This window comes from Mycobacterium shimoidei, from assembly GCF_900417275.1.
Lineage (GTDB): Bacteria > Actinomycetota > Actinomycetes > Mycobacteriales > Mycobacteriaceae > Mycobacterium > Mycobacterium shimoidei.
On the sequence record NZ_UEGW01000001.1, the window covers coordinates 1,676,939 to 1,702,611 of the forward strand.

At 65.8% G+C, this 25,673-nt stretch carries 24 protein-coding genes and 1 pseudogene; 16 read left to right on the plus strand and 9 right to left on the minus strand.

Annotation, left to right across the window (positions count from 1 at the left end; all coding sequences use genetic code 11):
* Positions 1 to 76: 76 nt before the first annotated feature.
* From fadD17 to MSP7336_RS08155, 3 genes are read right to left on the minus strand one after another with little or no spacing between them, the layout of a single operon-like run.
* On the minus strand, positions 77 to 1,585 hold the full coding sequence (gene fadD17, locus MSP7336_RS08145) for a long-chain-fatty-acid--CoA ligase FadD17 (protein ID WP_113963461.1): 1,509 nt from the start codon (positions 1,583 to 1,585) through the stop codon (positions 77 to 79).
* Between the two features lie 50 nt (positions 1,586 to 1,635).
* Positions 1,636 to 2,733, minus strand: coding sequence for an acyl-CoA dehydrogenase family protein (locus MSP7336_RS08150; RefSeq protein ID WP_069394836.1), 1,098 nt, complete (start codon positions 2,731 to 2,733; stop codon positions 1,636 to 1,638).
* A gap of 10 nt (positions 2,734 to 2,743) precedes the next feature.
* Positions 2,744 to 3,925 carry an acyl-CoA dehydrogenase family protein gene (locus MSP7336_RS08155; protein WP_069394837.1) on the minus strand — a complete coding sequence of 394 codons (1,182 nt, stop codon included), beginning with the start codon at positions 3,923 to 3,925 and terminating at the stop codon, positions 2,744 to 2,746.
* A 146-nt stretch (positions 3,926 to 4,071) separates the two neighbouring features.
* On the opposite strand from MSP7336_RS08155, the gene MSP7336_RS08160 reads away from it, so the two are divergent.
* The 12 genes and pseudogenes from MSP7336_RS08160 to MSP7336_RS08215 all read left to right on the plus strand — a co-directional run bounded on the left by MSP7336_RS08160 (position 4,072) and on the right by MSP7336_RS08215 (position 16,014).
* Positions 4,072 to 4,263: a ferredoxin gene (locus tag MSP7336_RS08160; RefSeq protein WP_069394838.1), complete on the plus strand. Its 192-nt coding sequence runs from the start codon at positions 4,072 to 4,074 to the stop codon at positions 4,261 to 4,263.
* A gap of 131 nt (positions 4,264 to 4,394) precedes the next feature.
* Positions 4,395 to 5,312, plus strand: a complete 918-nt coding sequence (locus MSP7336_RS08165; RefSeq protein ID WP_069394839.1) for a 3-oxoacyl-ACP reductase — start codon at positions 4,395 to 4,397, stop codon at positions 5,310 to 5,312.
* Positions 5,313 to 5,573: 261 nt separating this feature from the next.
* Entirely contained in the window at positions 5,574 to 6,338 is a 765-nt protein-coding gene (locus MSP7336_RS08170; RefSeq protein WP_069394840.1) for an MlaE family ABC transporter permease, read from the plus strand.
* A 66-nt stretch (positions 6,339 to 6,404) separates the two neighbouring features.
* Positions 6,405 to 7,247 (plus strand): MlaE family ABC transporter permease, encoded by an 843-nt coding sequence (locus tag MSP7336_RS08175; protein WP_113964832.1) that lies wholly within the window; start codon positions 6,405 to 6,407, stop codon positions 7,245 to 7,247.
* 9 nt (positions 7,248 to 7,256) lie between these two features.
* Positions 7,257 to 8,459 (plus strand): annotated as a pseudogene (locus MSP7336_RS08180) (MCE family protein).
* Positions 8,459 to 9,508 carry a virulence factor Mce family protein gene (locus tag MSP7336_RS08185; protein WP_113963462.1) on the plus strand — a complete coding sequence of 350 codons (1,050 nt, stop codon included), beginning with the start codon at positions 8,459 to 8,461 and terminating at the stop codon, positions 9,506 to 9,508. Before MSP7336_RS08180 ends, MSP7336_RS08185 begins: the two are co-directional and overlap by 1 nt.
* On the plus strand, positions 9,498 to 10,559 hold the full coding sequence (locus MSP7336_RS08190) for an MCE family protein (RefSeq protein WP_113963463.1): 1,062 nt from the start codon (positions 9,498 to 9,500) through the stop codon (positions 10,557 to 10,559). Before MSP7336_RS08185 ends, MSP7336_RS08190 begins: the two co-directional genes overlap by 11 nt.
* The gene (locus tag MSP7336_RS08195; protein ID WP_113963464.1) at positions 10,556 to 11,920 is read left to right on the plus strand and encodes a virulence factor Mce family protein; all 1,365 of its coding nucleotides are present in this window, start codon (positions 10,556 to 10,558) and stop codon (positions 11,918 to 11,920) included. The genes MSP7336_RS08190 and MSP7336_RS08195 overlap by 4 nt, the downstream gene beginning before the upstream one ends.
* A complete protein-coding gene (locus MSP7336_RS08200) occupies positions 11,917 to 13,077 on the plus strand; it encodes a virulence factor Mce family protein (RefSeq protein ID WP_113963465.1) in 1,161 nt (386 codons plus the stop codon). Before MSP7336_RS08195 ends, MSP7336_RS08200 begins: the two co-directional genes overlap by 4 nt.
* A complete protein-coding gene (locus MSP7336_RS08205) occupies positions 13,077 to 14,855 on the plus strand; it encodes a virulence factor Mce family protein (RefSeq protein WP_084226324.1) in 1,779 nt (592 codons plus the stop codon). Before MSP7336_RS08200 ends, MSP7336_RS08205 begins: the two co-directional genes overlap by 1 nt.
* On the plus strand, positions 14,852 to 15,532 hold the full coding sequence (locus MSP7336_RS08210) for a mammalian cell entry protein (RefSeq protein WP_113963466.1): 681 nt from the start codon (positions 14,852 to 14,854) through the stop codon (positions 15,530 to 15,532). The genes MSP7336_RS08205 and MSP7336_RS08210 overlap by 4 nt, the downstream gene beginning before the upstream one ends.
* Positions 15,532 to 16,014: a mammalian cell entry protein gene (locus MSP7336_RS08215; RefSeq protein ID WP_113963467.1), complete on the plus strand. Its 483-nt coding sequence runs from the start codon at positions 15,532 to 15,534 to the stop codon at positions 16,012 to 16,014. Before MSP7336_RS08210 ends, MSP7336_RS08215 begins: the two co-directional genes overlap by 1 nt.
* A 131-nt stretch (positions 16,015 to 16,145) precedes the next feature.
* Here the strand turns inward: MSP7336_RS08215 and MSP7336_RS08225 are convergent, their stop codons facing one another.
* From MSP7336_RS08225 to MSP7336_RS08235, 3 genes are read right to left on the minus strand one after another with little or no spacing between them, the layout of a single operon-like run.
* A complete protein-coding gene (locus MSP7336_RS08225) occupies positions 16,146 to 16,721 on the minus strand; it encodes a hypothetical protein (RefSeq protein WP_425325737.1) in 576 nt (191 codons plus the stop codon).
* Between the two features lie 41 nt (positions 16,722 to 16,762).
* Entirely contained in the window at positions 16,763 to 18,229 is a 1,467-nt protein-coding gene (locus MSP7336_RS08230) for an alpha,alpha-trehalose-phosphate synthase (UDP-forming) (protein ID WP_069394849.1), read from the minus strand.
* Positions 18,230 to 18,394, minus strand: coding sequence for a hypothetical protein (locus tag MSP7336_RS08235; protein ID WP_113963468.1), 165 nt, complete (start codon positions 18,392 to 18,394; stop codon positions 18,230 to 18,232).
* A gap of 152 nt (positions 18,395 to 18,546) precedes the next feature.
* Between MSP7336_RS08235 and MSP7336_RS08240 the strand changes: the two genes are divergently transcribed.
* The gene (locus MSP7336_RS08240; protein ID WP_069394850.1) at positions 18,547 to 19,482 is read left to right on the plus strand and encodes an enoyl-CoA hydratase; all 936 of its coding nucleotides are present in this window, start codon (positions 18,547 to 18,549) and stop codon (positions 19,480 to 19,482) included.
* An 11-nt stretch (positions 19,483 to 19,493) separates the two neighbouring features.
* Entirely contained in the window at positions 19,494 to 20,309 is an 816-nt protein-coding gene (locus MSP7336_RS08245; protein WP_069394851.1) for an SDR family oxidoreductase, read from the plus strand.
* On the opposite strand, the gene MSP7336_RS08250 is transcribed toward MSP7336_RS08245, so the two are convergent.
* Complete coding sequence (locus MSP7336_RS08250; RefSeq protein ID WP_113963469.1) at positions 20,292 to 21,179, minus strand: NAD(P)-dependent oxidoreductase; 888 nt, start codon at positions 21,177 to 21,179, stop codon at positions 20,292 to 20,294. The genes MSP7336_RS08245 and MSP7336_RS08250 overlap by 18 nt on opposite strands.
* Positions 21,180 to 21,294: 115 nt before the next feature.
* Between MSP7336_RS08250 and MSP7336_RS08255 the strand changes: the two genes are divergently transcribed.
* Positions 21,295 to 22,569, plus strand: coding sequence for an amidohydrolase family protein (locus MSP7336_RS08255; RefSeq protein ID WP_113963470.1), 1,275 nt, complete (start codon positions 21,295 to 21,297; stop codon positions 22,567 to 22,569).
* Here MSP7336_RS08255 and MSP7336_RS08260 read toward each other — a convergent pair.
* On the minus strand, positions 22,566 to 23,180 hold the full coding sequence (locus tag MSP7336_RS08260) for a PaaI family thioesterase (protein WP_113963471.1): 615 nt from the start codon (positions 23,178 to 23,180) through the stop codon (positions 22,566 to 22,568). The two genes, MSP7336_RS08255 and MSP7336_RS08260, sit on opposite strands and share 4 nt — an antisense overlap.
* Positions 23,181 to 23,271: 91 nt before the next feature.
* On the opposite strand from MSP7336_RS08260, the gene MSP7336_RS08265 reads away from it, so the two are divergent.
* On the plus strand, positions 23,272 to 23,931 hold the full coding sequence (locus MSP7336_RS08265; protein ID WP_069394855.1) for a PadR family transcriptional regulator: 660 nt from the start codon (positions 23,272 to 23,274) through the stop codon (positions 23,929 to 23,931).
* On the opposite strand, the gene MSP7336_RS08270 is transcribed toward MSP7336_RS08265, so the two are convergent.
* Positions 23,932 to 25,635 (minus strand): 3-ketosteroid-delta-1-dehydrogenase, encoded by a 1,704-nt coding sequence (locus tag MSP7336_RS08270; RefSeq protein WP_113963472.1) that lies wholly within the window; start codon positions 25,633 to 25,635, stop codon positions 23,932 to 23,934.
* Between the last annotated feature and the right edge of the window lie 38 nt (positions 25,636 to 25,673).

The window sequence follows — 25,673 nt, forward strand, 5'->3', positions numbered from 1 at the left end:
CCGCACCGACGATCACAACACTCGGTTGCCGTGTCACCTGGCTGCCTCCGGTCTGCATCGTCGCCGGCGAACGCGTCTACCGCCGAATCTGCCACACCGGATCGCGACAGTCGAGGCCCTCGGCGGAGAGCTCGCGCTTGAGCACCTTGAACGTCGCGGTCCGCGGCAATGCCGTGCTGATCCGCACGTACGAAGGCCACTGCTTGGGCCCGAGGTCTGACTGTTCGGCCAAAAACGCACGGAACTTGTCGGCGTTGAACTCCGCGCCCGGTGTCATCACCAATGCGGCCATGACCCGGTCGCCGACCGCCGGGTCCGGTACCGCGTACACGGCGGCCTCGCTCACCCCGGGGTAGCGTGACAACACCCGCTCGATGGGCGCGGTGCCGAGGTTTTCGCCATCGACTCGCAACCAATCACCAAGTCGGCCAGCGAAATACACGTAGCCCTGCTCGTCGCGGTAGGCCAGGTCGCCGCTGTGGTAGACGCCGTCGGCCATTCGCTGCGCATTGGCCTCGGGATCTTTGTAGTAACCCTCGAATCGGCCCCGCCCGGCGCGGTTGACCAGCTCGCCGGTGACCCCCGGCGGGCAGGATTGGCCGGTGTCGACGTCGATGATGTCGATTCCCTCCGGCAACGGGCCCAACGCGCCGGACGGAGTGTCCGGTGTGCGGGTGATCGCGATCCCGCCTTCGGTCGAGCCGAAGCCGTCGACGGCCAGACAGTTGAACCGGCGGGCAAAGCGCTGCACGTCGACAGGTGCGCCCTCGTTGCCATAGACCACCTTCAACGGATTGTCCGCGTCGTCGGGTTGTTCCGGTGTGGCGAGCACATACGACAGCGGTTTGCCCACGTAGTTGGCATAGGTGGCGCCGTAGTGGCGGACATCGGTGATGAAACCGGAAGCAGAAAACTTGCGCCGCAACACAATCGAGCCATGGCAAGCCAAGGCCACCGCCCATCCGGCCAGTACCGCGTTGGAGTGGAACAACGGCATCGACACATAGCAGCGGTCGGCGGGGCCCAGCCCGAACCGTTCGGTCATCGTCACACCGGCAATCCCGACCTTGCCGTGGCTGCACATCACCGCTTTCGGGTCGCCACTGGTGCCGGAGGTGAAGATCAGCATGTACAGGTCGTCGGGCTGTGCGGACCGAAAGGTGACTTCAGTGTCGGCGTGCGCGGCGACTTCGTCGGCCCAATCGGGCGAATCAACATTGATGTGGGCGATATCGCCCAGTGTGGCCGCGGAATTCGAATCCGCGAGCACAAGCTGGCAGTCCGCGTGGTCGATGTCGCGCACCAGGGCGGCGCCGCGGCGCACCGGGTTGAGACCGACGGGGACGATGCCGGACAGCCCGGCGGCGACGAGCATTGCCGAGAAGAACGGGGTGTTCTCCAGCAGCACCCCGACATGCGGCGGACGCGCCGGATCGAGGCGCGCCCGCAGCGTCGCCGCCACCGCCGAGCCGTGCCGAAGGTGATCGCGCCAACTGGTGAAGGAGTCCTCGAAGTAGACGCCCCGGTCATCGACGTCGACGAGCGGCTTCAGCAAGTCGGTGACGGTGGGCAGATCCGCGGTCAATGCCCGCCTCCTCCTCAGGTCCGTTACGCGCCCCCGCAATTGTCGCCGGGCTATGCGGGCGTGTCCGCCAGTTCGCGGCCGATTCGCAGCAGCGCACCGGTGGCGCTGCCCACCGCGAACTCGGTCTGCTTGGCCGCCAGGAAATAGCGGTGCACCGGGTGATCGATGTCGATACCGACTCCGCCGTGCACGTGCACGATCGTGTGCGCCACCCGATGTCCGGCGTCGGCGGCCCAGAACGCGGCGGTGGCGACCTCGATGTCGGCGGGCAGGTCCTCGGACAGCCGCCACGCCGCCTGGGTGACGGTCAGCCGCAGCCCTTTGACGTCGATGTAGCCGTCCGCCAGTCGTTGCGCGACGGCCTGGAAGCTGCCGATCGGACGGTCGAATTGCTCACGGGTGCGTGCGTATTCGGCGGTGAGCTGTAGTCCGCGCTCCAACACGCCGAGCTGGAAAGCGCTGCGGCCCAGCATTGCATGCGTGGAAATCCAGTTCACCACGTCGGCGCCGCCGACGTGTCGCTCGGAGCCGAGTTCGACGCTGTCCAGCCGAATGTTCGCCACGCTACCGCGGCCGGTTGTCGCCAGGGGTGTGACGGCCAGACCCGGCTCGCCCGCTGTGACCACGAAAACCGCCGTGCCGGAATCTGTTTCGGCAGGCACCAAAAACGCGTCGGCCACCGGCCCATATCCGACCTGGGTGCGGGTTCCGGTCAGGCGGTACCCGTCGCCGGCCCGCGCGGCCTGTACGGGTCCGTCGCCCATCTCCCCTTCGAGGGCGACGGTGAGAATCTTCTCTCCGTTCACCGCGGGCGCGCCCCACTGTTGTTGCAGTTCGCTCGAGCCGAACCGGGCCAACGCGCCGGCCGCCAGCACCACTGACTCCAAATACGGCACCGCGGCCAGGCCGCGGCCCAATGCCACCAGCACTGCGGCTTGCTCCAGCACCCCGTAACCGCCGCCGCCCAGCGCCTCGGATGCGGCAGTGCTCAGGACGTCGGCGTCGACGAGCTTGCTCCACAAGTCACGGTCGAAGCGTTGCTCGAGGCCGTCGAGCCGACGTTGATGCTCGGGCGTGCACACCGCGTCGACGATGGTGTCCACCAGACCGCCGAGGTCCTGCGCGGCTTCGGTTGTCGAGAAATCCATGACGGGATCCTTACCGGTTGGCTCGGGGCAGTCCGAGCGCCACCATGCCGATGATGTCGCGCTGCACTTCGTTGGTGCCGCCGCCGAAGGTCAGAATCAGACAGGCCCGGTGCATCCGCTCGATTCGGCCGCGCAGCAAGGCGCCCGCCGAATCCGGGCGGAGGGTGGCCGCGGTGCCCAGCACCTCCATCAGCAACCGGTAAGCCTCGGTGGCCAGCTCGGTGCCGAACACCTTGGCCGCCGACGCGTCGGCCGGTGACGGGGCGGCATCCGCCGAGGATGCCAGCTCCCAGTTGATCAGCTTGAGCACCTCGACCTTGGCGTGTACCCGGGCCAGGTTGAGTTGCACCCACTCGGAGTCGATGAGCCGGGCACCGCTGGTGTCCTTGGTGTTCTGAGCCCACTCGCGAACCTCGTTGAGCGCCACGATGATCGGCATCGCCGAAACCAGTGCGACACGCTCGTGGTTGAGCTGGTTGGTGACCAGCTTCCAGCCGCCGTTCTCCTCGCCGACCCGATTGGTCACCGGGACCCGCACGTCGGAGTAGTAGGTGGCGCTGGTGTCCGGGCCGGCCATGGTGTGTACCGGCGTCCACGAAAAACCCTCGGCCGTGGTCGGCACGATCAGCACCGAAATCCCGCGGTGTTTCTTGGCTTCGGTGTTGGTACGCACCGCCAGCCACACGTAGTCGGCGTATTGGATCAGGCTCGTCCACATCTTCTGACCGTTGACGATGTAGTCATCGCCGTCGCGCACCGCGGTGGTCCGCAGGTTCGCCAGGTCGGTGCCGGCCCCCGGCTCGGAATAGCCGATGGAAAAGTGCAGTTCGCCCGCCGCGATCTTGGGCAGGAAGAACTTCTTCTGCTCCTCGGTACCGAACGCCATGATGGTCGGGGCGACGCTGTTGATGGTCAGGAACGGAACTGGCGCACCGGCGATCGCGGCCTCGTCAGTGAATATCAGCGAGTCCATCGGGGAGCGGTCCTGGCCGCCGTACTCCTTGGGCCAGTTCAGGGTGAGCCACCCGTCCTTGCCCATCTGTGCGACCGTTTCCCGGTAGACGTTGCCCTCGCCGACCTCGCCCGACGTGGAACTCAGTGCCTCCCGGCGCTCCGGGGTCATCAGCTTGGCGAAGTACGACCGCAGTTCGCGACGCAGCTCCTCCTGCTCCGGGGTGTAACTGATCCGCATTCCCGTCGCCCTTCGTCTGATCGCGGCCGGTCATTCGCCACTCCTGGTTGTAACACGTTCTAGTCTGAGGGTCCAGCGACCGGGGAACCGACCAGTGGTCGTATGGTGGTGCAACGTAGAAGAAGGCCACGTCCAAGGAGGATGCCGTGCGGGTCATAGTGGACCGTGATCGGTGCGAAGGCAACGCGGTGTGCGTAGGAATCGCCCCGGATATCTTCGAGCTCGACGACGAGGACTACGCGGTCGTCAAGACCGATCCGATCCCCGCCGACCGGGAGCCGCTGGCCGAGCAGGCGATCGCCGAGTGTCCACGCGCCGCCCTGAAGCGCGAAGACTAACGGCGATCGCAACCGCGGCGGCCCCGGCGGCTGCGGGGTCGTCGCACGACCGGCGACAGTACTAACTAGAGGTATTCATAACCGCGGGCGACGACGGAGCGCCAGCGAGGAACAGGAGCGGCGTACCCAGCATGACTAGCAGCACGAACGCGACCGATCTGTCCGGAAAGGTCGCGGTGGTGACCGGTGCGGCCGCAGGGTTGGGCCGGGCCGAGGCGATCGGTCTGGCCCGGGCCGGCGCCACCGTCGTCGTCAACGACATCGCCGCGGCACTGGACGCTTCCGACGTCATGGACGAGATCAGCGCCGCCGGCTCCAAAGCCGTCGCGGTGGCCGGCGACATCAGCCAGCGCACAACCGCCGACGAACTTCTCAGCAGTGCCGACCGGCTGGGCGGGCTGAGCATCGTGATCAACAACGCCGGCATCACCCGGGACCGGATGCTGTTCAACATGTCCGACGAGGAGTGGGACGCCGTGATCGCCGTGCACTTGCGCGGCCACTTCCTGCTCACCCGCAACGCCGCCACCTACTGGCGCCAAAAAGCCAAAGAAGCCGGGGATGCCGGCATTTACGGCCGGATCGTCAACACCTCCTCGGAGGCGGGCCTAGTCGGCCCGGTGGGCCAGGCCAACTACGGCGCCGCCAAGGCGGGGATCATCGCGCTGACCTTGTCCGCGGCCCGCGCGCTGGGCCGCTACGGGGTGTGCGCCAACGCGATCTGTCCGCGCGCCCGCACGGCGATGACGGCCGACGTCTTCGGTGATGCGCCCGAGATCGGTGACGGCCAGATCGACCCGTTGTCCCCGGAGCACGTCGTCACACTGGTGCGCTTTTTGGCCTCCCCGGCGGCCCAGGCGGTCAACGGCCAGGTTTTCATCGTCTACGGACCGCAGGTGACGCTGGTGGCGGCGCCGACAGTGGAGCGCCGGTTCACCGCGGACGCGCCGGCCTGGGAGCCGCAAGACCTCAGCGCGACACTGCAGGAATACTTTGCTGAGCGCGATCCGGAACGCAACTTCGCAGCTACCGCGCTGATGCAGTCCTGATCGGATCGCGAGACACTTTGTATCGCCCCCCGGCGGCTAGAACATGTTTCAAAATGAAATGAATCACACAGCCTCTGACCAGGACAAACTATTAACTTTTGTCTAATTCTGCAGTTCTTTGACACTGCGAACTTGTTCTAGTTACTATGATCCGGCTCACGCGGAGCGCCGTTGGCAGAGGGGGCAGCAAAGACGGCGCCGACCGGAGAGGCAAACGCTTCGCTCTGAAGTTGCAGGGACCCGCGCGAGAAGGGACCGAAGTTGATCGAACAGCTGACGGTTCCGGCCCGGGCTGTCGGCGGCTTCATGGAGATGTCGCTGCAAACCTTCCGCGAGATGTTCCGTCGGCCGTTTCAGCTCGGCGAGTTCCTCGACCAGACCTGGATGATCGCCCGCGTCTCACTGGTCCCGACCCTGCTGGTCTCGATCCCGTTCACGGTGCTGGTCGCATTCACGCTCAACATCCTGTTGCGTGAGATCGGTGCGGCCGACCTGTCCGGGGCGGGCACCGCGTTCGGAACCATCACCCAGCTCGGGCCCGTCGTCACCGTGCTGGTGGTTGCCGGCGCGGGTGCCACCGCGATCTGCGCGGACTTGGGAGCGCGCACCATCCGCGAGGAAATCGACGCGATGCGGGTGCTGGGCATCGACCCGATCCAGCGCCTGGTCGTGCCGCGGGTGCTGGCGTCGACGTTCGTCGCGCTGCTGCTGAACGGGTTGGTCTCGGCGATCGGCATCGCCGGCGGCTACGTGTTCTCGGTGCTGTTGCAGGGCGTCAATCCGGGTGCGTTCGTCAACGGGTTGACGGTGCTGACCCACCTCGGCGAGTTGGTGCTCTCTGAAGTCAAGGCGTTGTTGTTCGGTGTCGTCGCCGGACTGGTCGGCTGCTATCGAGGACTCACGGTCAAGGGCGGCCCCAAAGGCGTCGGCGTGGCCGTCAACGAAACCGTGGTGTATGCGTTCATCTGTCTGTTCGTGATCAACGTGATCATGACGGCGATCGGCGTTCGGGTGCTGGCGCGGTGATCTCATGAGCCACGCCACAGACACCGACGACGACGCCGGCGTGGCCTGCGTCGCGGGGTGGCGCACATGAGCTACGACGCCACCCTGCGCATCCGCCGGCTCATCTCCCGCTTCGGCGAGCCGGTCGACAACTTCGGCGAGCAGGCGCTGTTCTACGGCGAATCGATGCGCTACATCCCGAACGCCTTCGGCCGATACCGCAAAGAGACGATCCGGCTGATCGCCGAGATGACGATGGGCACTGGCGCGTTGGTGCTGATCGGCGGGACAGTCGGGGGGGCAACGGTTTTGACGCTGGCCTCCGGTGGCGTCATCGCGGTGCAAGGTTACGAGTCGCTGGGCAACATCGGAATCGAGGCGCTGACCGGGTTCCTTTCGGCGTTTCTCAACGTCCGCATCGTCGCGCCAGTGGTCGCCGGCATCGCGCTGGCCGCGACGATCGGTGCCGGCACCACCGCGCAGCTCGGCGCCATGCGGGTGGCCGAAGAGATCGACGCGATCGAGTCGATGGCCGTGCATTCGGTGTCCTATCTGGTGTCCACCAGGTTGATCGCCGGGCTGATCGCGATCGTGCCGCTGTACTCGCTGGCGGTGCTGGCGTCGTTTTTCGCCGCCCGGTTCACCACGGTGTTCATCAACGGGCAATCGGCGGGCCTCTACGACCACTACTTCAATACGTTCCTGAATCCCACAGATCTGCTGTGGTCTTTTTTGCAGGCGATCGTGATGGCGATCGCCGTGATGCTGATCCATACTTACTACGGCTACAACGCATCTGGTGGTCCGGTGGGGGTCGGCTTGGCGGTAGGTCAGGCGGTGCGCACGTCGCTGATCGTCGTCGTTGTCATCACTTTGTTCATCTCGCTGGCCGTATACGGCGCGTCCGGTAATTTCAACCTCTCGGGGTAAGGGAAGCGGATGGCGAGCACAGGGGCGAAACGCACTCATGTCAGGCTGGCAGCGGCGCTGCTGGCCTCTCTGTTGGTGGGCTTCGCACTGCTTACCTACCTGTCCTACAGCGCCGCGTTTTCCTCGACCGACACCGTCACCGTGACCGCGCCCAGGGCCGGCCTGATGATGGAGCGAGACAACAAGGTCAAATACCGCGGGATTCAGATCGGCAAGGTCAAAGACATCAGCTACAGCGGTGAGCGGGCTGTGCTGACGCTGTCCATCGACAGCAACGAGCTGCACTATGTTCCCGACAACGCAACCGTGCACATCGCCGGCACCACGATCTTCGGCGCTAAGTCGGTGGAATTCATTCCGCCGCAATCCCCCTCGGGGCGCTCCCTGCGCCCGGACGCGCACATCAACGCATCGGCGGTGTCGCTGGAAGTCAACACACTGTTCCAGTCGCTGATCGATTTGCTGCACAAGATCGACCCGGTCGAGCTGAACGGGACACTCAGCGCCCTCGCCGAAGGCCTGCGCGGTCACGGCAACGACTTCGGGGCGCTGCTGGCCGGCCTGAATACCCTGACACGGCAGACGAATCCGAAGCTGCCCACCCTGCGGCAGGACTTTCAGAAGACGGCGACGGTCTCCAACATCTACGCTGACGCCGCGCCCGATCTGAACACGGTGATCAACAACGTGCCGACGATCTCTCGAACCATCGTGGATCAACAGGACAACCTCAACGACGCACTGCTGGCGACAATCGGCTTGTCCAACAACGCCTACGAGACGCTGGCCCCGGCCGAGCAGGATCTCATCGACGCCATCAAGCGGCTGCGGGCCCCGCTCAAAGTGGGCGGTGACTACTCGCCGGAATTCGGCTGTCTGTTCGCGGGTATCGACCGGGGTATCAAGGAATTCGCGCCGATCCTCGGGGTCAAGAAGGCCGGTCTGTTCACCTCGTCGAGCTTCGTGCTGGGCGCGCCGTCGTACACCTACCCGGAGAGCCTGCCGATCGTCAACGCCTCAGGCGGCCCGAACTGCCGCGGGCTGCCCGACATTCCCACCAAGCAGACCGGCGGGTCCTGGTATCGGGCGCCGTTCCTGGTCACCGACAACGCCTACGTGCCCTACGAGCCGTTCACCGAGATGTAGGTCGACGCGCCGTCGACGCTGCAGTTCTTGTTCCACGGCGCGTTCGCCGAACGGGACGATTTCTGATGGCCGCCCCGCATGAGTCACACCGCTCGATGCTGATCAAGGTCGGCATCTTCACCGTGAGCATGCTGCTCGTCGCGGTCGGCCTGGTGGTGATCTTCGGCGAGTTCCGGTTCGGTCCCTCCAACACCTACCACGCCACCTTCACCGACGCGACGCGACTCAAGTCCGGCCAGAAGGTCCGGATCTCCGGAGTGCCAGTCGGTTCGGTGAAAAGTGTCAAGCTCAACAACGACAACACCGTCGACGTGGCGTTCAGCGTGGACAAGCGCTACACGCTGTATTCGTCGACGCGGGCGGTGATCCGTTACGAAAACCTTGTCGGCGACCGGTTCCTGGAGATCGCCGCCGGGCCGGGACAACTGCGCAAGTTGCCGCCGGGCGGGACGATCGACCAGAGCCACACCCAGCCTGCGCTGGACCTCGACGCGCTGCTCGGCGGATTGCGGCCGGTGCTCAAGGGTTTGGACGCCGGCAAGGTCAACACCATCGCCAGCTATGTCATCGAGCTGTTGCAGGGCCAGGGCGGAGCGCTGTCGAACTTGTTGGCCGACACCAATGCTTTCGGTTCGACGCTGGGCACACGTGAGCAGGTGATCGGGGACGTCATCGACAATCTCAACGCCGTGCTCAAGACCGTCGACGAGAAAGGCGCCCAGTTCTCCGCCAGCGTCGACCAACTCCAACAACTGATCACCGGGCTGGCGCACGGCCGCGACGCGATCGCCGGTGCGATCCCGCCGTTGGCGTCGACCACGTCGGATCTGACCGAGCTGCTGAAGGGCTCGCGCCGGCCGCTCCAGGGCGTCATCGAGAACACCCGGCCGATCGCCAAGGAGCTCAACGATCGAAAAGACGAGGTGAACAACGACATCGAGCAGCTGCCGGAGGACTACCTGCGGTTGGCCGCACTCGGTGCCTACGGCGCGTACTTCAACATCTACTTCTGCTCGGTGGCGCTGAAGATCAACGGGCCGGCCGGCAGTGACATCTTGATCGGCATGGGCGGACAGCCCGATCCCAGCCAGGGGAGGTGCGCTTTTGCCAAATAGGCGAGAAGACCGAGATCCACTGCGAACAGGCATTTTTGGCCTGGTCTTGGTGGTGTGCCTGGTGCTGGTCGCGTTCGGTTACACCCAGTTGCCGTTTTGGCCGCAGGGCAGGATCTACGAAGCCTATTTCGCCGATGCCGGCGGAATCACACCCGGAAACGACGTGTACGTCTCGGGCATCAAAGTCGGACAGGTGAAGTCGGTCGCACTGGCGGGGGAAACGGCCAAGGTGAGCTTCACCGTGGACCGGCGCATCAGGGTCGGCAGCCAGTCGCTGGCGGCGATTCGTACCGACACCATCCTCGGCCAGCGAGCGCTTGCGGTGACGCCGGCCGGTGGCGGCACGGCCACCACCATCCCGCTGAACCGCACGACGACACCGTATGCACTGGGCTCGGCTCTGGGGGATCTGGGCCGCAACGCCGGGGATTTGGACAAGGCTCAGTTCGAGAAGTCGCTGCAGGTGATCACCGATGCATTGCACGACGCCACCCCGCAGCTACGCGGGGCGCTGGACGGCATCACCTCGCTGTCCCGCACGCTGAACCGGCGCGATGAGGCATTGGAATCCCTACTGGCCCACGCGAAATCGGTGACCGCGGTACTGGCCGACCGTGCCAACCAGGTCAACAAGCTGATCCTCGACGGCAACCAGTTGTTCGCCGCGCTGGACGCCCGCCGCGCCGCCCTGGCTCAGCTGATCTCCGGCATTGACGATGTCTCGCAGCAACTTTCCGGATTCGTAGCCGACAACCGCAAGGAGTTCGGTCCTGCGCTCTCCAAGCTGAACCTGGTGCTCGACGAGCTCAACCAGCGCCACGAGTACATCAGCGAGGCGCTGAAGCGATTGCCCGCGTACGCGACCACGCTCGGTGAGGTGGTCGGCTCCGGACCCGGGTTCAATGTGAACGTCTACGGCGTGGTACCGGCGCCGATCGTCGGGATCATGTTCGACGCCGTCTTCCAGCCCGGCAAGCTTCCGGACAGTTTCGCGGACTATCTGCGCGGAATGATTCAGGAGCGGTGGATCATAAGGCCGCAGACACCATGACCAGAGTCGTCGACGAGCGTAGCCGCACCCTGCGGCGGATTGCGGCTGCCGGCTTGGCCGTGCTCATCGTGGCCGGCGTCTACCTGGTGTGGCCGGGGCGCACCGGCCACAAAATCGTCGGCTACTTCACCTCGGCGGTCGGACTTTATCCCGGTGACCAGGTCCGCATTGTCGGTGTGCCGGTGGGCAAGATCGTCTCGATCGAGCCGCGCCCCTCTGATGTGAAGATCACCATGTCGGTCGACAGTGGCGTGAAGGTGCCGCAGGACGCGCGGGCGGTCATCATGTCACCGAATCTGGTTGCGGCACGGTTCATCCAGCTCGCACCCGCCTACCGGGAGGGGCCGGTGCTGCCGGACGGCGCGACCATCGGCCTGGACCGCACCGCTGTCCCGGTGGAGTGGGACGAGGTGAAAGCGGCCCTGACCGATCTCGCCAGACAGCTGAGCCCCGCGGCGGGAGAAATGCAGGGTCCGCTGGGGAAGGCGATCAATCAGGCCGCCGACACATTCGACGGCACGGGGGACACGTTTCATGCCGCGCTGCGTGAGCTGTCACAAGCCGCCGGGCGGTTGGGTGATTCTCGGACAGACCTCTTCGGCACGGTCAAGAACCTTCAGGTGTTGGTCGACGCGCTGTCGTCGAGCAACGAGCAGATCGTCCAGTTCGCCGGGCACGTGGCGGCGGTGTCTGCGGTGCTCGCCGACAGTTCCAGCCAGCTCGACCACACGCTCGGCACGCTCAACCAGGCGTTGTCCGACGTGAAAGAGTTTCTGCACCAGAACAACTCGACCTTGATCGGAACGGTGAACAAGCTCGGCGACCTGAGCAAGACCTTGAGCGACCAAAGCGAGAACATCGAGCAGGTGCTGCACGTCGCCGGACCCGGAATCAGCAACTTCTACAACATCTACGACCCGGCGCAGGGCACTCTGAACGGCTTGATCTCCATTCCGGAGTTCTCCAACCCGGTCCAGTTCATCTGCGGCGGGTCCTTCGACACCGCCGCGGGGCTGGTCGCACCGGACTATTACAAGCGGGCCGAAATCTGCCGTGAGCGCCTCGCCCCGCCGCTGCGCCGGCTGACGGCCAACTACCCGCCGATCATGTTCCACCCGATCAACTCGATCACCGCGTACAAGGGCCAGATCATCTACGACACCCCGGCCACCCAAGCCAAAGCCCAGACGCCGATTCCGGAACTGACCTGGGTACCCGCACCGGGAGTGCACCCGCCCAGCCCGGACGATCTGCAGGCCATGCTCGTACCGCCCGCCCCCGGTCCGGCGCCGGGCCCGGCTCCGGGTCCACCCGCGCCGGCCGGTGCTGCGCTGCCGGCAGAGCAGGGAGCCGGGCGATGAACCGAAACTTGCTGGCCGGCAGTGCACTAGTGATGGGCAGCATGCTGCTGGCCGGGTGCCAGTTCGGCGGGTTGAACTCGATCGCGCTGCCGGGTACGGCCGGTCACGGCAAAGGCGCGTACTCGATCACGGTCGAGTTGGCCGATGTCGCGACGCTGCCGCAGAACTCCCCGGTGATGGTCGATGACGTCACCGTCGGTAGCGTGTCGGGAATCGACGCGAAGCAGCGTCCGGACGGAAGCTTCTATGCCGCTGTCGAATTGGCGCTGGATCCCCATGTTGTGCTGCCGGCGAACGCGACCGCGAAGGTGGCGCAAACGTCGCTGTTGGGTTCACAGCACGTCGAGTTGGCGGCTCCGAAGGGCCAACCTGCGGTGGGGAAGCTGGTCAACGGCGCGACGATCCGCGAGGCGCACACCAGCCGCTATCCCACCACCGAAGAGGTGCTCTCGGCGCTCGGCGTGGTGGTCAACAAGGGCAACCTCGGTGCGCTGCAAGAGATCACCGATGAAACCTACACGGCGGTAGCAGGCCGGCAGAATGACTTCGTCGATTTGGTACCGCGGCTCGCCGAGTTCACCGCCGGGTTGAACAACCAGGTCAACGACATCATCGCGGCCATCGACGGGCTGGACCGGTTCTCGAAGATCCTGGCGGGCAACAAAGACAACCTGGGGCGCGCGCTGAACACCCTGCCGGAAGCGCTGCAAGTGCTGAACAAGAACCGCGATCACATCATCGACGCGTTCGCCGCACTCAAGAAGGTGTCAACCGTTGCCTCCCACGTGTTGTCGCAAACCAAGGTTGATTTCGCCGAGGACGCCAAGTACCTGTATCAGGTGACCAAGGCGCTGGCCGACAGCAGTGACAAATTCGTCACGTCGTTGCAGATCTTCCTGACGTTCCCGTTCCCGAACTTCGGTATCAAGCAGGCGGTGCGCGGTGACTACCTCAACGTGTTCACCACTTTCGACCTCACGCTGCGCCGACTCGGTGAAACCTTCTTCACGACATCGGTGTTGGATCCGAACATGCGGCATATGGACGAAATCCTCAATCCGCCGGACTTTTTGATCGGGGAGCTGGCCAACCTGTCCGGACAGGCCGCGGACCCGTTCAAGATTCCGCCGGGCGCATCGAGCGAGCAGGGGCGCTGATGAGCCGCTTGACTCGAGCCCAGCTGGCCATCTTCGGGGTGGTCACGGTGATCACCGTGACCTTGATGGCGATTTTCTACCTGCGGTTGCCGGCCGCGATGGGCGTCGGCACCTACCGGGTGACGGCCGACTTCGTTGCGGGCGGTGGGCTGTACAAGAACGCGAACGTGACCTACCGGGGCGTGGCCGTCGGCCGGGTGGAATCGGTGACGCTCAATTCTCATGGTGTGGACGCGGTCATGCGGCTGAACAGCGGCACATCGGTCCCCTCCAACGTCACCGCCACCGTGAAGAGCGTGTCGGCGGTCGGCGAGCAGTACGTCGACCTGGTGCCGGACAAGACCCCGGCGACGACCAAGCTGCACAACGGTTCGCGCATCGAGCAGGCGAACACCAGGATCGGTCAGGACATCGCGACCCTGCTGCACGAATCCGAGACGCTGGTCAACAGTGTCGCCGACACCCGGCTGCGTGAGTTGCTGCACGAAACGTTCAAGGCGTTCAACGGAACCGGCCCGGAGCTGGCCCGGTTGATCGAGTCGTCGCGGCTGCTGGTGGACGAGGCCAACTCCTACTATCCGCAGACCTCGCAGCTGATCGACCAGCTCGAGCCCTTCCTGCAGGCGCAGATCCGCTCCGGCGACGACATCAGGTCATTGGCCGACGGGCTGGCGCGTTTCACTTCCGAAGTACGGCAAGCGGATCCGCAGCTGCGCGAGCTGCTCAGTGTGGTTCCGCCCGCCGCCGACGAGGCCAATACCGCCTTCTCCGGCATCCGGCCGTCGTTTCCGATGCTGGCGGCCAGTCTGGCCAACCTCGGCCGGGTCGGCGTGATCTACCACAAGTCGATCGAGCACCTGTTGGTCGTATTGCCGGCGCTGTTCGCCGCGATCATCACCGCCGCCAACGCCTACCCCCAGGACGAGGGCGCCAAGCTGGACTTCAAGATCAACATCGACCCGCCGCCGTGCAACGTCGGTTTCATTCCGCCGACTTTGATCCGCACGCCCGCCGACGAAACGGTTCGGGACATCCCCAACGACATGTACTGCAAGACAGCCCAGAACGACCCGTCCACGGTGCGCGGCGCGCGTAATTACCCGTGCCAGGAGTTCCCGGGCAAGCGGGCGCCTACGGTGGCATTGTGCCGCGACCCTCGCGGCTACGTCCCGATCGGCAGCAACCCGTGGCGCGGCCCGCCGATCCCGTACGGCACGCCGGTGACCAATGGGCTGAACATCTTGCCGCCCAACAAGTATCCGTACGTCCCGCCGGAGGCTGACCCGGATCCGGGCACGCCGATTGTCGGGCCGCCGCCACCCGGGGTGGTGCCAGGGCCCGGCCCGGCCCCGCACCAGCCGTTCCCGGTGCCCCCGCCGCCCAACACCGGCGGCACCGACGGGCGGCAGGCGTGGATACCGCCCGCGCCGTACCCGCCGCAGCCGCCGCAGTTGCCGTACCCGAAATGGCTTCCGCCGCCCCCGCCGCCGCTCGGCATCTCGCCCCCGCCGCCAGGCCCGGGGCCTGAGAAGCCGTGGGGCCCGCCGCCGGGACCGGTGCCGCAGGCCAGCGGCGGTTCGGCGGCGATACCGGCCGCGCCGGCCGGAGCCGCGGCCGCCGCGCAGCCAGGCAGCGCCGCAGAACCAGCCGCGGTGTACACCACCTATGACCAGCAGACGGGAACGTTCCAGGACCCCGCAGGAGGCACTGGTATCTTCGCGCCCGGCAGGAGTGCGGAGAACTGGGTGGACCTGATGCGTGATCCGAGGTCGTTGTGACCGCTCGCACCGAACCGACGAAGCCGCGCGCACGTCGGCGGGCTTCGCGTGCGGCGGGCCCGGCGGGCGGGCAGGCAGCCGCCGGCACTGTTCGGCTTGAGGCACCGGCGGTGACCGTCAAGCGGCCTACCGCGCCGGTCGCCCGGCCGGCGCGGCGCCCTGCGCACCGTCGGCTGGTCGGCCTGATCGCGCTGTCGGCCGGGTTGGCCGGGATCGGCGCGCTGGCCGCGGGCGTGATCGTTCTCGCCCGAGGCCAGCTGCAAGCCGACGCTGCGCGCGACCGCCAGCAGCGTTTCGTCGACACCGCCACTCAGACGGTGGTCAACATGTTCAGCTACACCCAGGACAACATCGACGAGAGCGTCAACCGGTTCGTCGAGGGGACCAGCGGGCCGCTGCGGGGCATGCTCAGCGCCGACAACAACGTCGAGAACATCAAGACGTTGTTCCGCCACACCAACGCCAATTCGGAGGCGGTCATCAACGGTGCCGCGCTGGAGGACATCGACAGCGTCACCAACAACGCGTCGGTCCTGGTGTCCGCACGAGTGACAGTGACCGACATCAACGGTGTCAACAAGCCATCCATGCCCTACCGGATGCGGGTCATCGTCCACGAGGACGACGCCGGAAAAATGACTGGCTATGACCTGAAATATCCGGACGGAGGCAATTGATGCGGTGGTGGACCGCCGCCGTCGTCAGCCTGCTAACCATCGTGTTAGTCGGGCTGGCCGCAGCCGGAGGCTGGTTGTACTGGGACCGGGTGCAAACCCGCGGCGAGCAGTCGGCGCGGGCGGTGCTGCCGCCGTTGGCCGCCAAGCAGATCCCGGCGGTGTTCGGCTACGACTACCAGACCGTCGAACGCAGCCTGGGCGCCGCGTACCCGATGCTCACGCCGAGCTATCGGCAGGAGTTCGAAAAAAGCGCCAACCAACAGATCATCCCGGAGGCACGCAAACGCGAAGTCGTCGTCCAGGCCCATGTCGTCGGCGTGGGAGTCATGACCGCGCAACGGGATTCGGCGTCGGTCATGGTCTACATGAACCGTACGGTGACTGACAAATCGCGTCAGCCGGTGTACGACGGCAGCCGGTTGCGGGTCGACTACAAGCGAATAAACGGCAATTGGCTGATCAACTACATCACGCCGATCTAGCAGCGGGTCGGCGCCATTGATTTAGCGGCGATCGCAAGCGCGGCGAAGCCGGGCGCAGCGGGTCGGCGCCATTGATTTAGCGGCGATCGCAAGCGCGGCGAAGCCGGGCGCAGCGGGTCGGCGCCATTGATCTAGCGGCAGCTGCCGATCGGGTCGCAATCGAGCGGGTAGCGCTCCACCGGGACCGGTAGCGGCGACTGGAACGCCAGCGAAAACGGTGTCTTGGTCATCGCCGGTTCCAGGCCGCAGACGGCCCCGTGAATGCTGGTGTGGGTGCCGGCGAGTGTCACGTCGTCGAACGCGTAGGTGTCCGTCGACGGCGCGGTGCTCCCGTCCGGGCAGGTGACGCCAGTTGCCTTGGGTACCTGGAAAGTCCACAGATCACTGGTCAACCGGGCGCGGCCGGAGAAGTTCGCCAGCTTCTCCGCCCGGGAGATGCTGCGGGCGGTCGTGCTGACGATATTGAGCGCGCACAGGTCGGCCGCGATGACCGGGTCGGTGAAGTCGGGAATGGCGCGTTGGCGCGATATCGGATCGCAGAGCGCCGCGATTTTCCAGGTCGTCGGCGGCACACCGGCTTCGGTGAAGGTGTAGAGGCCGTCAGTCGGCGGACCCAACGCCTTGGCGGGACCTGCCGGTACCAGGCCGACCAGCGGCAGGATGGCGGCGATGGCCAGACTACGGGCCAGACCACGGGAAATGATCACGGCAACGAGTATCGCAGCGTCGCTATCCGGCAAGCAACGGTTCAGCGATTCTGGGGATGCGCATCGGCGAGCGCGTCCAAAAACGACCGTGCCCAACGGTCCACGTCATGGGCCAGCACCTGGCGCCGCATGGCCCGCATCCGGCGGCGCCCGTCTTCTTCAGACTGGTTGAGCGCAGCCTCGATCGCGTCCTTGACGCCTTCGGTGTCGTGCGGGTTGACCAGATAGGCCTGCCGGAGTTCACTTGCCGCGCCGGTGAATTCGCTCAAAACCAGGGCGCCGCCCAGATCGCCGCGGCAGGCGACGTACTCCTTGGCCACCAGGTTCATCCCATCACGCAGCGGGGTGACCAGCATGACGTCGCTGGCGACGAAAAACGCAATGAGCTCGTCGCGCGGCACCGGGCGGTGCAGGTAATGCACCACCGGGTGACCCACTTCGCCGTATTCGCCGTTGATGTGGCCGACCTGGCGTTCAATGTCGCTGCGCAGGATCTGATAGCTCTCGACCCGTTCACGGCTGGGCGTGGCCAGCTGCACCAGCACGGTGTCGTCGCGTTTGACCCGGCCTTCGGCCAGAAGCTCGGAGTACGCCTTCAGCCGAATATCGATGCCCTTGGTGTAGTCGAGCCGGTCCACGCCCAGCAGAATCTTGCGCGGATTGCCGATCTCGGCGCGGATTTCGCGGGCCCGACGGCGGATGCTGCGCTCGCGGGCCTTGCGGTCGAGCTCACCTGCGTCGATGGAGATCGGGAAGGCGCCAACGCGAACCACCCGGGAATCGAGCTCGACTTCGCCGAAGCGCGAGCGCACGCCGACCGATCCGCGCGATGTGTTGGCACCGATCAACCGTCGCGACAGGATCAGAAAATTCTGGGCGCCCCCGGTCAGGTGAAAGCCGACCAGATCGGCGCCGAGCAACCCTTCGATGATCTCGGTGCGCCACGGCATCTGCATGAACAGTTCGACCGGGGGGAACGGGATGTGCAGGAAAAAGCCGATGGTCAGGTCGGGCCGAAGCTCGCGCAGCATCTTGGGCACCAGCTGCAGCTGATAATCCTGCACCCAGACCGTGGCACCGTGCGCGGCGGCGCGTGAGGTGGCTTCGGCAAAGCGTCGGTTGACGTCGACGTAACGCTCCCACCAGTGCCGGTGATAGAGCGGTTTGACGATGACGTCGTGGTACAGCGGCCACAGCGTGGCGTTGGAAAATCCCTCGTAGTATTCGGCGACGTCGGCGCCGGACAGCGGCACCGGATGCAGCCGCAGATCTTCGGCCTCGATGGGCTGCTCATCGAAGTCGCCGTCGGCGATCCCGGGCCAGCCGACCCAGGCGCCCCGCTGACGGCGCAGCAGCGGCTCTAAGGCCGTGACCAGCCCGCCGGGGCTGCGCTGCCAGGTGGTGGTGCCGTCGGGCTGCCGCTCCATGTCTATGGGCAGCCGATTGGCGACCACTACGAAGTCAGAATCCCCCGAGCCCTTGGCCGACCGGCCTCCCCGGGGAGCCATTTATGCCTCGTTTTTCGCTGGCCCGATACCAAGCATCGAAAGAAAGATCCGGCACTCGTCGGCGTCGGCTGCATACGCTGCGACAACGCGCCTGGCCTGGCGTGCGGTGCTGTCAGCTAACGGTTCCACATCGCCGATTTCGGCAGGGTCAGTTTTTGCGGGCATGCTTCAACTGTATCGAAAACTGTATCGAAGACCCTCCGGGAGGTCCGCTGGGCGCTGGACGTAATGTGCAGGTCGAAACCGCCTGGCAATGATGCGGGCCGGTAGGCCCGAGGCGAAGCCAGGCAATCAAGCTGATGCGAATGAGGTGGCGAATGGCAGTCCACGACGATGTGGGCACCAGCTCTGTCAACGGCGACTCTGCTGACCTGGTGGCCTACGAAACACTCGACGAGGGTCGGATCGCCCGGGTCTGGCTGAACCGGCCCGAGGCGCACAACGCCCAGAACCGCACGCTGCTGGTTCAGCTCGATGAGGCGTTCGCGCGTGCCGAGGCCGACGATCAGGTGCGGGTGGTCATCCTGGCGGCGCGAGGCCGGAACTTCTCGGCCGGTCACGACCTGGGGTCGGAGGCTGCGCTGGCCGAGCGCAAGCCCGGCCCGGGCCAGCATCCGACGTTTCGAGGATACGGCGCCACCCGCGACCCGGTCGCCGAGAAGACTCTGCTGCAGGAGTGGCACTTCTACTACCAGAACACGTGCCGCTGGCGTGATTTGCGCAAAATAACCATCGCCCAGGTTCAAGGCAATGCCATCTCGGCGGGTTTGATGCTGATCTGGGCCTGCGACCTGATTGTTGCCGCCGACAACGCAAAGTTCAGCGATGTGGTCGGTGTCCGGATGGGTATGCCGGGCGTCGAATATTACGCGCACCCTTGGGAATTCGGTCCGCGTAAGGCAAAAGAGCTGCTGCTGACCGGTGACTCGCTGGACGCCGATGAAGCGTACCGACTTGGCATGGTGTCCAAGGTCTTTCCGCTCGACGAGCTGGAGGCCAAGACGTTGGAGTTCGCCCGGCGCATCGCCGAGCGGCCCACAATGGCGGCGCTGCTGATCAAGGACTCCGTGAACGCAGCCTCCGACGCGATGGGGTTCACCGAGGCCCTGCGGCACGCGTTCCACGTCCACGAGCTCGGGCATGCGCACTGGGCGGCGCATAACGAAAATCGCTGGCCGGTGGGGCTGCCGCCGGAGGTCGAGGACTGGCGTAACCCCAAGCCGTCGAAGATCGCCCGCCGCGACGAGCCGTAGCCGGAGCCACCGTGCAGCTTTCCTTCGAAGACCGTACCTACCTGGTCACCGGCGGTGGCAGCGGCATCGGCAAGGCGGTGGCCGCCGGCCTGGCGGCGGCCGGAGCGGCGGTGGTCATCGTCGGCCGCAATTCCGAGCGGCTGGCGGCGGCCGCCACGGAGATCGGCGGTCAGGTCCGCTGCGAGGCCGCCGACGTCACCGACGAAGACCAGATCGCTACGGTCGTGGACGCCGCGGCCGGCTGGCACGGCCGACTGCACGGCGTCGTGCATTGCGCGGGTGGGTCGGAGACGATCGGCCCGATCACCCAGGTCGACTCCGAGGCGTGGCGCCGCACCGTCGACCTGAACGTCAATGGAACGATGTATGTGCTCAAGCACGCCGCCCGCCAGTTGGTGCGCGGCGGCGGGGGATCTTTCGTGGGCATCTCGTCGATCGCGGCCAGCAACACCCACCGGTGGTTCGGCGCCTACGGCGTGACCAAATCCGCCGTCGATCACATGCTGAAATTGGCCGCCGACGAACTGGGCCCATCGTGGGTGCGCGTCAACGGCATCCGCCCCGGGCTGATCCGCACGGAGCTGGTCGCGGCGATCACCGAGTCGCCGGAACTGTCCGAGGACTACCGGATCTGCACCCCGCTGCCGCGGGTCGGTGAGGTCACCGACGTCGCCGCCGCCGCGATGTTCTTACTCAGCGATGCCGCCGCCTGGATCACCGGGCAGGTCATCAATGTCGACGGCGGGCACATGTTGCGCCGGGGCCCGGACTTCACCGCGATGCTGGAGCCGGTGTTCGGCGCCGACGGGTTACGCGGGGTGGTTTAAGCCCGCATCCCGGCCGGCGAGGGTGGCGATCGCCGACCAATCCAGATGCCCAGCACCGCCGGCCTGTAGGGCCAAGAACCGGTCGCGCAGCAGGCTGGCGACGGGCAATGGCACCGCCAGCTCCTCGGCGGCGGCCAGCACCAGCTGAATGTCCTTGAGCCCCAGCGTCGCAGTGAATCCGGCCGGCTCGAATTCCCGGCGGGCGATCAGCCCGCCGTACGTTTGGTAGGCCGGCGCGCTGAACAGCGTCGAGGTGAGGATGTCGACATATTGCAGTGGGTCGACGCCGGCCTTGCCGACCAGGGCGACGGCCTCGCCGATCGACTCGATCACCGACGCGAGCATGAAGTTGCCGGACAGCTTCACCAGGTTCGCCGCAGCCGGCTGCCCCGAAACGACGAACGTGCGCTGCCCGATCGCGTCGAACAACGAAGTCAACGGCTCGAGCGCCTGCGGTGCACCTGCTGCCACGACGAAAAGCTTTGCGGCAGCGGCTGCCTCGGGTCGGCCGAAGACCGGCGCGGCGACGTACCGTTGGCCGGCGTCGCGGTGCGCAGCGGTCAGGCGCTGGGACAGTGCGACGCTGATGGTGCTCGACGAGATGTGGGTGGCGCCCCTGCTCAGCGCCGCCAGGATGCCGTCCGCGCCGAACACCACATCTTCGACGGCCGTGTCGTCGGCCAGCATGGTAAACACCACATCGCCGCGGCAGGCTTCGGCGACGGTGCTCGCGCGGGTCGCGCCCTGCTCAACGAGTGCCTCGACCTTGGCGGGGGAGCGGTTGTAGACCGTGACCCTGTGCCCCGCGTGGACGAGGTTGGCGGCCATGCCGCTGCCCATTTTGCCCAAGCCGATGAATCCGATCTTCATGACTGTCAGCTTGCCCCGTGTTGCGGCGCGGTTCGGCTCAAATGAGATGGGGAACTTGTGGTCGGCGGGCTGGCCGGAAGACTAGCCTCATATAGCAACGACACCGGAGGACGCGATGGCGCAAACCTGGGACACGATCGATCGCTACGTCGTCATCTCGACGGACACCCACGCCGGGGCCGATCTGCACGACTACAAGCCGTACCTGCCGGCGCGCCTGCACGACGACTTCGACGCCTGGGCCAAGACCTATGTCAGTCCGTTCGATGACCTGATCATCGCCACCGCCGCCCGCAACTGGGACCACGAGCTTCGGATCTCCGAGATGGACGCCGACGGGGTGGCGGCCGAGGTGCTGTTGCCCAACACGGTTCCGCCGTTCTTTCCGACCACACCCAACATCACCATCAGCCTGCCCCGCACGCGCGACGAGTTCGAGAAGCGGTGGGCCGGGGTACAGGCGCACAATCGCTGGCAGGTCGATTTCTGCTCGCTGGCCCCGACCCGACGCCGCGCGCTGATCCAGATCTTTCCCAACGACGTCGAGCTGGCGCTGGACGAGATCCGCTGGGGTGCAGAGCAGGAGTGTTTCGGCGGCGTGCTCATCCCGCCGGTGTCGCCGGGTGATCCGCAGGTCGCCCCGCTGTTTCACACGCGCTACGAACCGATCTGGGCGCTGTGCGAGGAGCTGGACCTGACCGTGGTGCAGCACGCGGGCGCCGGCAGCCCCGAGATGCCGATGGACCAGCCGGCGTCCAACGCTGTGTTGATCACCGAGATGGCGATGTGGGCCAATCGCACCCTCGGTCATTTGATCTTGGCGGGAGTGTTCGAGCGCCATCCGGAGCTGCGGTTCGTGCCGACCGAGCAGGGCACGATGTGGGTCCCGCAGCAACTGGCGGTGCTGGACGCCATGGTGCCCACCATGAAGTCTGAGGCCCACAACCGCACCTATGGGATGTTCGGCGGGTCGTCCGTCGACGCGCTGACCATGACCCCGAGCGAGTACGCCCAGCGCAACTGCTATCTGGCCAGCGAGCTGGCACCCTACGACTCCGCGATGATCGATTTCATGGGGGCTGACCACATCATGTGGGGCAGCGACTACCCGCACGAGGAAGGGTTCACCCCGCACTCCAAGCTGGCGATCCGCTGGGCTTTGCACAAACAATCCGAAGAAAACTGCCGAAAGATACTGGGCGGCAACGCGGGTCGCTTGTACCGTTTCGACCTCGACGCGCTGGCGCCGGTCGCCGCCAAGATCGGGCCCACGGTCGAAGAGGTGCACACGCCGCTGGGGGACACCGGTTATCAAGCGCCGGCGGCGTTCGGGTACCGACCGTTCGAAGGTGGACTGGCGCTCAAGCGGTTGGCTCCCGCACGCAGCTAGGCCGATCGATTCTGCCGCGGGTGGATGAACACGCCGTCCGCCTCGACGGTGATGCCCTGGGCGTCGGCAATGTGGCCGACGGCGAATGTCTTGACGCCGTCCACCCGGTCGATCCGTGCCTCCGCGTGTAGCGGGCCGAGCGGTGTGCCTCGCAGATAACGCAGCGTGAGAGTGCCGGTAAAGGCAGGCCGTCCCGGCTTGTGCGCGGTCGCGCCCAGGACGTGGTCGAGAACCATTGCACACATGCCGCCGTGCACGTGGCCGGGCGGACCTTCATAAGCCGCACCGAGGACGAAATCGGTCCACACCAGGCCATCGGCCTCGTGGTGGATCGTCAGGGGCGGGGCGACCGGGTTGCGCAAACCGATCATGACGTTGCCCCATGCCATCGTTTGTCCGTCATCGGCCTGCTGCACACCGAAAGAGTCGGGTATCAGTGCTGCACTCAATTCCACAGTTGCGCAATCGATCTTCTCTTTCGCGGCGGCGACGGCTGTGGGCTCGGCTGTTGTTCTGATGGTGGCGTCGATGAGGCGGCGCACCGAATCGGCTAACGGCCCGTATACCGACTCCAGCTGTGCGATTTCCGCGTTGGATGTCACGGCACACATGGTGCGCGACGGCGTGCCTCGTCAGCAAGGCCATCTCCCGGTCAGTGGTGAGCAGCCGACACTCAGGCTGGCGGCTTGTTAACCTGGGCAAATGAAAGGCAGCAAGCCGAATCTCGCGGCAACCAGCTGGGCCCTGCTGGGCATGCTGTCATACGAGTATGAGCTCTCTGGCTATGACATCCGAAAGTGGATCGACTGGAGCATGCGCTTTTACTTCGGCAGCCCGGCCTACAGCCAGATCTACTCCGAGCTCAAGAAGATGGAGCAGCTGGGCCTGGTGACCTCGCGTGTCGAGAACACCCGCGGCGCCCGCCATCGCAGGCTGTACAAGATCACCGAAGCCGGCCTGGAGGCGGTAACCCGCTGGGCAAACGAGGCGCCGGTCGACCCGCCCACGCTCAAGCACGGCCCGTTGTTACGCGTGACATTGGGTCATCTCACCAGCCCGGAACGGCTGAAGGAAGTGCTGCAAGAACACGTGGCATTTGCCGACGAGATGCACCGTAGGGCGGCGAAGGATGCACGGTGGGCCGGCGTGGACCCGTCCTGGTCGTACGCGCGCGTCGCGTTGCGATGGGCTGAGCGGTATTACGCCAATGAGCGGGAGCTCGCCCTGAAGATGATCAAAGAACTTGACGAGGCCGAAGCCGCCTTCCCGCAGCCGAAGGAAGGTCGAGCGAAAATCCCTTGGCCTACACCGGAATTCTGGTACGAAGTCGAGAAGAAGGCTGACGCCGAAGAACCGGACTGATCACGTTCCGGCGGCGTGCCGCGCTGCGATGTAGCCGTACACCAAGCCCTGACCGATCGTGGCGCCCGCGCCGGGATATGTGGTTCCGAACGCGTTGGCCGCAGTATTGCCGATCGCGTACAGGCCCTCGATGACACTGCCGTCCTCACGCAGTACGCGAGCGCGATCATCTGCTCGCACACCCCCGCAGGTGCCGAGGTCGCTCAGCACCATCTTGACCGCATAGAAGGGCCCCTTGTCGAGAGCGCGGAGATTGGGGTTAGGGGTGATGGTCGGATCGCCGTAGTAACGGTCATAGGCGCTGGCACCGCGGTGGAAATCCGCGTCATTTCCGCGCCGCGCCATCTCGTTGAACCGGGCCACTGTAGCCGCGAACTGTGCGTCAGGAACACCGATCTTGTTGGCGAGGTCGGCGAGGTCATTCGATCGGTGGGCAATAGCCGCTCGGTACCAAGCCTGCGGAATCTGCATACGCGGAAACAGTTCGGCGGCAAAGACATAGCTATTTCGATATTGCTGATCGAAAACGATCCACATGGATTCCACCGGATTACCCGAGCGTTCCCGCCCCAGCAGGCGCTGCCCGAACGACATGTAATCCGTTGCCTCATTGGCAAACCGGGAGCCGTTTTGGTCGACGATCAGCGAGCCGGGCAGCGCTCGTTCGGCCAGCATCACCAACGGCGCCTTGCCGGGTAGTGGTGCGACGGCAGGGAACCACCACGCTTGGTCCATGAGCTCTATTGCGGCGCCGACGTCTTGGGCGGTGCGGATGGCGTCGCCGGTGTTGGTCTCCGCGCCCAGGCTCAGGTGCTCGCCGAGCGACTCCGACTGAAACTTCCGCCGCATAGCCATGCTGTGGTCGAAACCGCCCGCGGCCAACACCACGCCACGCCGGGCGGTGACGACCACCTCGCGCCCGTCGTGGCCGATCACCGCTCCGCTGACCCGCCCTCCGTCGGCCGCCAGCCGTAGCAACTGCGCGTCGGTCCAAATCGGGATGCCCGCACGAAGTGCACCGGCGAATAGCCCGGCGGCCAGCGCTTGCCCGCCCGCGACGTAGCGCCGGCCGAGCAGCAGCCCACCTGCTCCTTGGCCGAAGCGCTTGGCGATGATCGGTATACCCTTGCGCGGCACTCTGGCCATCAGGTTCATCCACCGATAATCGGCGCCCGTAGTGGGCATCGGGATCTTCGGTTCCATGAGCCCGGGTCGCAGCCGCGCCCGGTACTCGCCGAGGATGCCGGAGTTCAACGGGCGGCATTCGCACGTCCGCCCCGCTGCGGTTCCACCGGGCGTTTCGGGGTGGTAATCCGAATAGTCCTTGGCCCAGATGAACCGCATCGGTGTGGTACGTCGCAGCATCTGGACGGTCGCTGTGACGTTGGCCAAATACGCTGTGGAGCGTTCGGCCGGGGCAGTGCCTGCCACCACCGACCGCAGATACGCCTCGGCACGGTCGACCGTGTCGTCGCCACCGTTCTCCGCAAGGATGGGGCTGGCCGGAAACCACAACGCCCCACCCGAGCGGGCTGTCGAACCGCCGACATAAGACGACTTCTCCACCACCAAGACGTTCAATCCGCATTCGCGGGCGGCCAATGCGGCTGCCATCCCCGTGCCCGAACCGACGACAAGCAGGTCGACAGCGGTATCGCGGATCGGAACGCCGGCGGGGATCGTGGCTGGTGGAGCAATCGTCACAGGGATGACATTAGGTGGCGAAATCGGCGGCGCGGCAT